Origin of the sequence: Streptomyces sp. XY431, assembly GCF_001279805.1 — a bacterium.
GTDB lineage: Bacteria > Actinomycetota > Actinomycetes > Streptomycetales > Streptomycetaceae > Kitasatospora > Kitasatospora purpeofusca.
In genome coordinates, this window is record NZ_LGDO01000154.1 from 1 (window position 1) to 8517 (window position 8517).

Sequence of the window (8517 nt, forward strand, 5' to 3'; positions counted from 1 at the left end):
CCCCCGGCCACCGCGCCCCCGGCGAGCACCGCCCCCGGTGCCGCCCCGGCGAACGGCTGCGGCGGCACCAACTGGGGCTACATCACCAATGTCGGCGACGGTCTCCGTATGGGCCTCTCCCAGGACGGCCTCGCCGGCGGCCAGGCCGTGGTCATGGGCGGTGCGACCTCCTACGGCTGGGTGCACACCGTTCCCAGCAGCTGGCACCAGTTCAACCCCTGCAAGCTGAGCGCCCCCGTCCTGGTGCAGGAGATGGACGGCCGGGTGGCGCTGTCCAGCGGCTTCAGCTTCCTCACCAACTGGACGGTCACGGCCGCGACCATCCCGGGGGCCTTCTACCTGAAGGACTACATGGGCCAGAACTGCCTGACCGACAACGGAATCGGCGCCCAGCTCACCATGACCGCGTGCACCCCCGGCAACAAGTCCCAGGAGTTCCGCATCCCCTAGCGGCTGTTAGTGGCCATTAGTGGCTGTTAAGGGCTGGACGTCGGCGCTGACGATGTGCCAGGATCGTTCTGCGGCCGACCGCAGGGGGCGGCCGCAGGAGGGGAGGACCCAGTCATGTCCCAGGAGAACCCGGAGTACGTGTCGGTGCCGGTGCCGGCCCACCTGGTCCCGGCCGTGTATGCCTTCATCGCCGAGCGCAGCGGCGTCACCGCAGGCCAGGCCGGTGCCGGGGCCACTGCCGCGGAGCTCGCGATCAGGTCCCCGCAGGGCGAGCAGCAGCGCCGCCGCGACGAGTGGACCGTCGAGGACCTCCGCACGCTGATCAGCGACCGCCGCGACTCCGTCCAGGTGGTCGTGGCCATCCTCGACATCCTCGCCGAGCAGCCCGGCACCCGGGTGGCCTACGGCGACCTGGCCGGGGCGCTGCAGCTCGACCGCACCCGGCTGCGCGGCGCGCTGTCCGGCTTCACCCGCGTCCTGAAGGCCCACTACGAGCGGGAGTTCTGGCCGATGTGGTGGACCGAGGTGCCCGCGGGCGAGGGCCGGGGCAGCGAGTTCGTGTACTACGTCAGCGACGTCGTCGCGCGGCGCTGGCGCGAGGCCCGCACCGAGGCGTGAGCGGCTGTGAAAGGCGCCGAGCGGCGGTCAACGCCGCTCGGCGCCTTTCGTCCGCCTGTCGCTGGCCCGCGCGTCGCTCACAGCTCCACCCGCTGCCAGTCGTCTCCGCCCGGTCCCACCGGGGCCGGGGCGAAGTCGTAGCGGACGCCCTCCGGTCCGAGGGCGAGCAGGGAGATCGAGGAGGAGCCCCAGATCCGGCCGTCCCCGAAGTCGCGTCGCTGGACCAGGGCGGCGGGCGCGTCGAGGGGCAGCCCGTCCCCGGTGGCGATCGGCAGCCAGGCGCCCCAGGCGCGTTCGGTGCTCGGGGCGTCGGGCAGCGGCAGCGGACGGGGCTCGGCCTCGAACCGGGCCCGGAAGTGGTCGGCGCGGGCGGCCATCAGGGTGCGGATCCGCTCGGAGGCGGTGCGGTTCTCGGCCAGACCCTCCGGCCCGTCGTTGAGGACCACGCTCAGCCCGGTCGGCAGGTCCAGTCCGACGAGCCGGCCGCCGGTCCCGCCGCCCCAACTGAGCACCCGGGCGCCGTCGGGCCGGACGACGACCAGGTGGAACGGGTCGTACCGGTCGAGGTCCAGGGTGTCGATCCGGCCGCCCCGGACGGCGAGCAGCGGCAGTTCACCGCGCGAGAGCCGGGCGGCCTCCGGTGCCGAGGTGCCGAAGCCGTTCAGCAGGCAGGCCGCGACCGGTCCGGAATCCCCGGAGCCGGTGCCGCCCGGCTCCACCGCGAGCCAGGTCCCGCCGGCGACCAGGTCCAGTCCGCCGACCGCCGAGGGCTGCGCGGGCCAGTGGCGGCCGGGCGGCGACCAGCGCCGTCCCATGTACTCGTCCCGCACCGACAGCAGCAGTACCGGCACCGCCGCGGACGGCTCGATGCTCACGAACGCCGTACACACGTCCTGTCCCCCTGACCTCGCCCCTCCCTGCGATCCTCGCACGCCTGTTCGCCGACCGGGAGGGGTAGGTCGTTCGGGCGTCCTGGGCGTCCGGGACGCACCGGACGCCCAGGAAGAAGGCGGCGCCCAGGATGCTCCCGGGCCCTTCGCCCGGCCCCGTCCCACCGCACTCCGCATACTCTGCACACTTTGCAAAGTGCACTTTGCAAAGTGCGGGGTGCAAAAGCAGAGGGAGGGGAGAGAGCAGGGGAGGGCGGGCGGCAGCGGCTGCCCGCCACTGGAGTGGCCCACGATTTCCGCGCCCGAACGTACCGAAGTGCCAGGCCACCACGCCCCTAGGCTGAGCGCCATGACGACCACGAACAACACCCCCGTCACCTCCGCCGACAGCCCGGTCCCCGCGCCCGCCCAGCGCATCTCGCTCCCCGACGTCGCCCCCGACTTCTACAAGGCGATGCTCGGCCTGGACCGCCGGGCCCGCCAGGGCGTGGACCCGGTGCTCGCCGAACTGGTCAAGGTGCACGCCTCGATGATCAACGGCTGCGCCTTCTGCATCGACATGCACAGCACCGACGCCCTCGGGAACGGCGAGCAGAACCACCGCCTGCTCTCCCTCCCGGCCTGGCGCGAGACCCCGTGGTTCACCGCCAAGGAGCGCGCCGCCCTGGCGCTGACCGAGTCCTTCACCCTGCTCACCCAGGGGCATGTGCCGGACGCCGTCTACAACGAGGCGGCCGCGCACTTCGAGGAGGCCGAGCTGGCGCAGCTGATCGCGCTGATCATCACCATCAACGCCTGGAACCGGATCGGCGTCGGCACCCGGCTCAGCCCGGCCGCGAAGTAGCGGGGCGGCGGACGATGACGGTCGAACAGCGGGAGAAGGCCCGCATCCTGCGTGAACTCCACCGCCCGGGCGAGCCGTTGGTGCTCGCCAACGTCTGGGACGCGACGAGCGCCCGGCTGGTCGCAGCGGCCGGGGCGCGGGCCCTCGCCACGGCCAGCGCCAGCGTCAGCTGGGCGCTCGGCAGCGCCGACGGCGAGGGCGCCGACCGCTCGCCGGTGCTGGCACAGACGGAGCTGATCGTCCGTGCGGCCGGCCCGCTGCCGGTCACGGCGGATCTGGAGAGTGGGTTCGCCGGGACCGCCGCGGGCGTCGGCGGGACGGTCGAAGCACTGCTCGCCACCGGCGCGGTCGGCGTCAATCTGGAGGACGGGGGACGACCGGTCGCCGAGGCGGCCGAGCGGATCGCGGCGGCCCGGGCGGCGGCGGACGCGGCCGGGGTGCCGCTGTTCGTCAACGGCCGCACCGATGTCTTCCTGCACGCCGGGGGTGCCGCGGACCCGGCGGAGCTGCTGGACGAGGCGGTGACCAGACTGCGGGCCTACGCCGAGGCGGGCGCTGACGGCGTGTTCGCCCCGGGGGTGTCCGATCCGGCGGTGATCGCCGCACTGGTCGGGGCCGTCCCGGCGCCGCTCAATGTGCTCGCCGGCCCGGGCTCGCCGTCCGTGCCGGAGCTGGCGGCGCTGGGCGTGGCCCGGATCAGCCTGGGGCCCGGCCTGGCGAAGGCGGCGTACGCGGCGGTGCGCCGCGCCGCCGAGGAGGTGTACGGGGACGGAACGTACTCCGCGCTCGACGGCGGGCTCGACTACGGGGAGCTGCAGGGGCTGTTCGTCACCCGGTGAGCGCGCCGAGCGCTCCGAGCGTGCCCACGGCGTGGTTGACGACATTGCCGTCGGAGCAGGTGGTGGGCCCGGCGCCGTGGCTGCCGAGGGCGGGGACGGCCGCGAACTCCTGCAGACAGGCCGCGGCGGAGGCGAAGTCCGGCCCGGTCGCCGCGCCACCACCGGAGCCCGCGCCCGCGCCCGAGCCCGACTGCGAGTCCGAGCCGGACGGCCCCTCCTCGCCCGCGGCGAACGCGGCGGTCGGCGCGGCGGCCAGCGCCAGCGCGGCCAGCAGGAGCGCGCCGGGCCGCCGCACGCCGCTCACAGGCCGTACGCCGCTCACAGGTTGCGCGCGGCTCACAGGCCGTGCCCGATCTCGCCGCTGAGGCCCGGGTGGGTCATCTGGTTGGTGCCGATGGCCTCGATCTCGCTCGCCGTACCGCCGACGACCGGCAGGTCCTTGGCCTCGTGCAGCAGGAGGTCGGCGGGGGAGAGGGTCATCCCGTTGGACAGGCCGCCGAGCGCGTCCGGCGAGGCCGCGGTGGAGGTGGCGGCGGACGCGGACGGCACGGCGGCGGCGAGACCGGCCACGGTGAGGGCGGCCAGGGTGGCGAGTTTCTTCATGAACCCCCCAACGACCCGGCCGCCCCGAGGTCACCGCGGCCCGCGCGGCGACCGGCGGGTCAGACCGTGACCCGCAGCGTGCGCACGCTGTTGCTGACGAACGAGGCGATCGGCTCCGGCTCCGGCCCGTCCGCGAGCGCGAGCCGGGGGTAGCGCTCGAACAGGAACCGCAGCGCCGTCTCCGCCTCCAGCCGGGCCAGCCCCGAGCCCAGGCAGAAGTGCGGGCCGTGCCCGAAGGACAGGTGCCGGTTCGGCTGCCGGCCGAGGTCGAAGCGGTCGGCGTCGGGGTAGTGGGCCTCGTCCCGCCCGGCGGCCGCGTACGAGGCGAGCAGCGCCTCGCCGCGCCGGATCACCACGTCACCGACCCGGATGTCCTCGGCGGCGTAGCGGAGCGGGAACTGTCCGACCGGCGAGTCGTACCGCAGCGTCTCCTCGACCACGGCCGACCAGGGCACCGTGCCGTCCAGCACCGTCCGCAGCTGCTCGGGGTGGGCGAGCAGGGCGCGCACCGCGTTGGTGATCAGGTTGAGCGTGGTCTCGTGCCCGGCCACCAGCATCAGCAGCAGGGTGCCGACGAGCTCCGGCTCGCCGAGCCGGTCGTCCTCCTCGCGGGCGGCGATGAGGTCGGTGGTGAGGTCGTCGCCGGGTTCGGCCCGCTTGGCGGCGACCACCGAGGCGAGCAGTGCGAACAGCGACTGCTGCGCGGCGGCGGCGGCCCCGGGGGTCGCGGAGCTGGAGACCAGGGTGTCGGACAGTTCGTGCAGCTCGTCCTGCTGCTTGGGCGGCAGGCCGAGCAGTTCGCCGATCACCTGCATCGGCAGCGGGTAGGCGAAGTGCTCGCGCAGGTCGAACGCGCCGTCCAGCTCGCCGATCCGGTCGAGCAGGGCGGTGGTCCTGGTCTCGACGGCGGGCTGCAGGGCGGCCACCCGGCGCGGGGTGAAGGCCTGGGTGACGAGTCCGCGCAGCCGCCGGTGGTCCTCTCCGTCGACGGTGATCATGCCGGGGACGGTGACGAAGTTGATCAGTGGCCAGCCCTCGGGCAGCCGGCCCTCCCGGAACACCGTCCACAGCTGGGGGTCCTTGCCGACGCGGGGGTCGGCGAGGAGCTCCTGGAGGGTGTCGTGGTGGGTTATCGCCCAGACCACCACCCCGCCAGGGAGTTCCACCAGGACCGCCGGGCCGGCTCCCCGGAGCCGGGCGTTCTCCCCGTGCTGGTCGCGTCCGAAGGCGTCGAGGACGACGGGCTCGGCCCTTCCGTCCCCAGGGCCGTCCCCGGCGTCTGCGGAGTCTGCGGTACCTGCGGCGGTGTCCATGCGGAGGGCCTCTCGGGAGCTGGCGGTCGGGGCGGGGTGAAGGCGCTGTAGAGCACCGGCAGGCTGATCAGGGCGCGCGACCAGGGGGACGGGCGCCAGGCCAGCTCGTGCGGGGGGACGGCGAGTTGGAGGTCCGGCAGGCGGTGCAGCAGGGTCTCGACGGCGGTCTCGACGATGATCCGGGCCGGGTGCTGGGCCGGGCAGACGTGCTTGCCCGCGCCCCAGGCCAGGTGCGCCCGGTTGCCGCCGATCGACGCGTGCCCGATCGACGCGTGCCCGAGGGCGCCGGGGCCCTGGGCGGCCGGGTCGGCATTGGCCGCGGCCAGGCCGAGGACGAGCATGTCGCCGCGGGCGATGAACTGGCCGCCGAGCACGGTGTCCGAAGTGGCCCACCGGCCGGGGAAGTTCTGCGTCGGCGGGTCGCGCCAGAGCACTTCCTCCAGCGCGTCGGCGACGGTCAGCCGGCCGCCGGTGAGGGTGGCCCGGAAGCGCCGGTCGGTGAGCAGCAGCCGCAGGGTGTTGCCGGTCCAGCAGATGGTGGTCTCGTTCCCGGCGATCATCAGTACCACCAGGTGGTGCACCGCCTCCTCGTCGGTCAGCGCGGCCGGGTGGGCCAGCAGCCAGGAGGTGAGGTCGGCCCCGGGCGTGGTCCGGCGCCGCCGGACCAGGTCGACCAGGAGGGCCTGGAACTCCTGGTTGGCGCGCACCGATTCGGTGCCGCTGTCGGCGATGTGGCTGATCAGCCGGATGAGGTGCGCGCCCGCCTCGTCGGGCAGGCCGAGCAGTTGGGTGAAGACCAGCAGCGGCAGCCGGCGCGCGTACTGGCCGACCAGGTCGGCGGTGCCGTCGGGGCCCCAGCTGTCGATCAGCGCGTCGGCGGCGGCCTCGGTGGTCTCGCGCAGCTGCCGGTGGTCGACCCGGGCGAGGGTGTCGGCGACGGCGGCGCGCAGCCGCTGGTGCTCGGCGCCGTCCAGGTTGAGCAGGGTGGGGCGCCAGGAGGTCATCGGCTGGAGCCGTGAGTCGGCGGCCAGCCGGCCCTCGGCGGGGACCCGCCAGCGGCGTGAGTCCTTGGAGAACAGCGCCTCGTTGCGGGTGAGTTCGAGCAGCTCGGGGTAGCCGAGGACGAGCCAGGACTCGACCCCGGGCTCCAGCTCGATCGGTGCCACCGGCCCGTACTGGGCGCGCAGCCGGGCGTACAGGCCGTGCGGGTCGTCGGCGACGGCGGAGCCGTAGAGCGGGGTGAGCGGCACCCCGACCGGCAGCCCGCCGGGCAGGGTGCCGCTGTGGGCCGCGGTCGGGGGGACGCCGTCGTGGGCGGTGGCCGGAGGGGCGCCGCCGGCCGCGTGCGCGGGGCACCCGGGCGGCGGGACGGCCGTCGTACCGGGCTCGGGAACGGTCATCGCTGCGGCTCCAGGACGGCGGTGCGGTACAGGTGGTCGACGAAGTCGATCAGCAGGTCGTACGCGGCCCGCCGGTCCCGGGCGTCGCAGTACAGGATCGGCGCCCCGGGCAGCAGGTCCAGCGCCGACCGCAGCTCCTCCTCCGGGTAACTCGGGGTGTCCGGGAAGGTGTTGACGGCGACCGCGAACGGGATCTGCTGCTCCTCCAGCCGTCCGAGCACGTCGAAGCTCTCGTCCGGACGCCGCAGGTCGACCATGGCGATCGCGCCGAGCGCGCCGCGCGACAGGTCGTCCCAGAGCGGCCAGAACCGCTGCTGGCCGGGCGTGCCGAACAGGTACAGCGCGAGCCGGGGGTTGAGCGTGATCCGGCCGAAGTCCAGCGCCACCGTGGTGGTGGTCTTGCCGCCGCGCCCGGTGAGGTCGTCCACACCGGTGCTGGCGGCCGTCATGGTCTCCTCGGTGCGCAGCGGGGAGATCTCGCTCAGCGAGCCGACCAGGGTGGTCTTGCCGACCCCGAACGGGCCGGTGACGAGGATCTTCACCGCGCCCTGGACGGACGGCGGCAGGTACTGCGGTGCGGCGGGAGGGCCGGCGACCGGGTCAGCGGAGTTGGCGGAGGCCAACGAGTACCTCTTCCAGAAGAGTGGTGGGCAGGCGTTCGGCCTGCGGAACGGGCGGGAGTACCTGGACGGCGCCGAGGTCCCAGAGGTCGCCGACCAGGACCTTGACGACACCGAGCGGCAGCCCCAGGTGGGCCGACACCTCGGCGATCGACAGCAGGCTGTGGCAGAGGTCCAGGATCCGCCGGTGCTCACGGTTGAGCAGGGCGTGCTCGGGGAGTTCGGGCCGGTCGGGTAACGCGACGACCAGGCTCTCGAAGGCCAGCTCGGTGCGGGTGGGCCGGCTGCGGCCGCCGGTGATGACGTAGGGGCGGACCGGACCGCCGCTCACCGCTGGCCCCCCGCCGCGAGATCGGCGCGCGGCGGGCTGGTGAGGTGGGCGCCGATCCGCTCGACCAGGACCTGCATCTGGTAGGCCACCAGGCCGGCGTCCACGTCGTCGCCGGTCACCACCGCCAGGTGGGCCCCGGCCCCGGCGGCGACGATGAAGAGGTAACCGCCGCCGTACTCGATGACGATCTGCCGGGTCGCGCTGCCGCGGCCGCCGAAGCCCTGGGCGACACCGCGGGCCAGCGACTGGAGGCCGGAGCAGGCCGCGGCGAGCCGCTCCGCGTCCTCGCGCACGATGCCCTCGCTGCGCCCGATCTCCAGGCCGTCGTTGGACACCACGACGGCGTGCTGGACCTGCGGGACGTTGACGATGTCGGCGAGCAGCCAGCCGAGGTCAGGGGTGGTGGTCATGGAACTCTCCGGGGCGCTGGGGAAGCTGGGGGGAAGGGGGAAGGGAAGGGTCGTGCGGGTCCTGGGAGCCGGCCCGGGCGGCCGAGCGGCCGCCGGCGGTGCCGGCCTGGAACATCGACATGAACGCCTGGGCCTGCTGCGCCGAGCGGTACGGCGGGGCCGGCGGCGGGGTGGGGGCGGCGTTGGCGGCGTGCCGGGT

The 8517-nt window shown here is 74.5% G+C and carries 13 protein-coding genes; 4 read left to right on the forward strand and 9 right to left on the reverse strand.

Translation table 11 applies throughout. The features are described 5' to 3' along the window. Together ADK60_RS18020 and ADK60_RS18025 are read left to right on the forward strand one after the other, a co-directional pair. The coding region (locus tag ADK60_RS18020; RefSeq protein ID WP_159400479.1) for a hypothetical protein at positions 1–450 on the forward strand (450 nt) is incomplete at its 5' end. Between the two features lie 114 nt (positions 451–564). Further along, positions 565–1068, forward strand: coding sequence for a hypothetical protein (locus ADK60_RS18025; RefSeq protein ID WP_053647244.1), 504 nt, complete (start codon positions 565–567; stop codon positions 1066–1068). A 77-nt stretch (positions 1069–1145) separates the two neighbouring features. On the opposite strand, the gene ADK60_RS18030 is transcribed toward ADK60_RS18025, so the two are convergent. After that, a complete protein-coding gene (locus ADK60_RS18030; protein ID WP_053647246.1) occupies positions 1146–1943 on the reverse strand; it encodes an NRDE family protein in 798 nt (265 codons plus the stop codon). Between the two features lie 364 nt (positions 1944–2307). On the opposite strand from ADK60_RS18030, the gene ADK60_RS18035 reads away from it, so the two are divergent. Then, a complete protein-coding gene (locus ADK60_RS18035) occupies positions 2308–2802 on the forward strand; it encodes a carboxymuconolactone decarboxylase family protein (protein ID WP_053647248.1) in 495 nt (164 codons plus the stop codon). 14 nt (positions 2803–2816) lie between these two features. Next, a complete protein-coding gene (locus ADK60_RS18040) occupies positions 2817–3641 on the forward strand; it encodes an isocitrate lyase/PEP mutase family protein (RefSeq protein ID WP_053647249.1) in 825 nt (274 codons plus the stop codon). On the opposite strand, the gene ADK60_RS18045 is transcribed toward ADK60_RS18040, so the two are convergent. From ADK60_RS18045 to ADK60_RS18080, 8 genes are all read right to left on the reverse strand, one after another. After that, on the reverse strand, positions 3631–3945 hold the full coding sequence (locus ADK60_RS18045; protein WP_053647251.1) for a hypothetical protein: 315 nt from the start codon (positions 3943–3945) through the stop codon (positions 3631–3633). The two genes, ADK60_RS18040 and ADK60_RS18045, sit on opposite strands and share 11 nt — an antisense overlap. A 32-nt stretch (positions 3946–3977) precedes the next feature. After that, positions 3978–4244 carry a hypothetical protein gene (locus tag ADK60_RS18050; protein ID WP_030397828.1) on the reverse strand — a complete coding sequence of 89 codons (267 nt, stop codon included), beginning with the start codon at positions 4242–4244 and terminating at the stop codon, positions 3978–3980. A gap of 59 nt (positions 4245–4303) precedes the next feature. Then, positions 4304–5410: a cytochrome P450 family protein gene (locus ADK60_RS18055; RefSeq protein WP_234325995.1), complete on the reverse strand. Its 1107-nt coding sequence runs from the start codon at positions 5408–5410 to the stop codon at positions 4304–4306. Then, entirely contained in the window at positions 5374–6957 is a 1584-nt protein-coding gene (locus ADK60_RS46660) for a cytochrome P450 (protein ID WP_063783179.1), read from the reverse strand. The genes ADK60_RS18055 and ADK60_RS46660 overlap by 37 nt, the downstream gene beginning before the upstream one ends. After that, positions 6954–7580, reverse strand: a complete 627-nt coding sequence (locus ADK60_RS18065; protein ID WP_045940549.1) for a GTP-binding protein — start codon at positions 7578–7580, stop codon at positions 6954–6956. Before ADK60_RS18065 ends, ADK60_RS46660 begins: the two co-directional genes overlap by 4 nt. Beyond that, complete coding sequence (locus tag ADK60_RS18070) at positions 7558–7908, reverse strand: DUF742 domain-containing protein (RefSeq protein ID WP_045940548.1); 351 nt, start codon at positions 7906–7908, stop codon at positions 7558–7560. Before ADK60_RS18070 ends, ADK60_RS18065 begins: the two co-directional genes overlap by 23 nt. Next, positions 7905–8318, reverse strand: a complete 414-nt coding sequence (locus ADK60_RS18075) for a roadblock/LC7 domain-containing protein (RefSeq protein WP_045940547.1) — start codon at positions 8316–8318, stop codon at positions 7905–7907. The genes ADK60_RS18070 and ADK60_RS18075 overlap by 4 nt, the downstream gene beginning before the upstream one ends. Further along, a partial coding sequence (locus ADK60_RS18080) for a hypothetical protein (protein WP_053647253.1) occupies positions 8302–8517 on the reverse strand: 216 nt, incomplete at its 5' end. The genes ADK60_RS18080 and ADK60_RS18075, both read right to left, overlap by 17 nt.

What these genes read in the sequence shown, in the direction of transcription:
- ADK60_RS18025 (WP_053647244.1), top strand. Translation starts at nt 565, where the DNA reads ATGTCCCAGGAGAACCCGGAGTACGTGTCGGTGCCGGTGCCGGCCCAC.
- ADK60_RS18035 (WP_053647248.1), top strand. Translation starts at nt 2,308, where the DNA reads ATGACGACCACGAACAACACCCCCGTCACCTCCGCCGACAGCCCGGTC.
- ADK60_RS18040 (WP_053647249.1), top strand. Translation starts at nt 2,817, where the DNA reads ATGACGGTCGAACAGCGGGAGAAGGCCCGCATCCTGCGTGAACTCCAC.
- ADK60_RS18050 (WP_030397828.1), bottom strand. Translation starts at nt 4,244, where the DNA reads ATGAAGAAACTCGCCACCCTGGCCGCCCTCACCGTGGCCGGTCTCGCC.
- ADK60_RS46660 (WP_063783179.1), bottom strand. Translation starts at nt 6,957, where the DNA reads ATGACCGTTCCCGAGCCCGGTACGACGGCCGTCCCGCCGCCCGGGTGC.
- ADK60_RS18075 (WP_045940547.1), bottom strand. Translation starts at nt 8,318, where the DNA reads ATGACCACCACCCCTGACCTCGGCTGGCTGCTCGCCGACATCGTCAAC.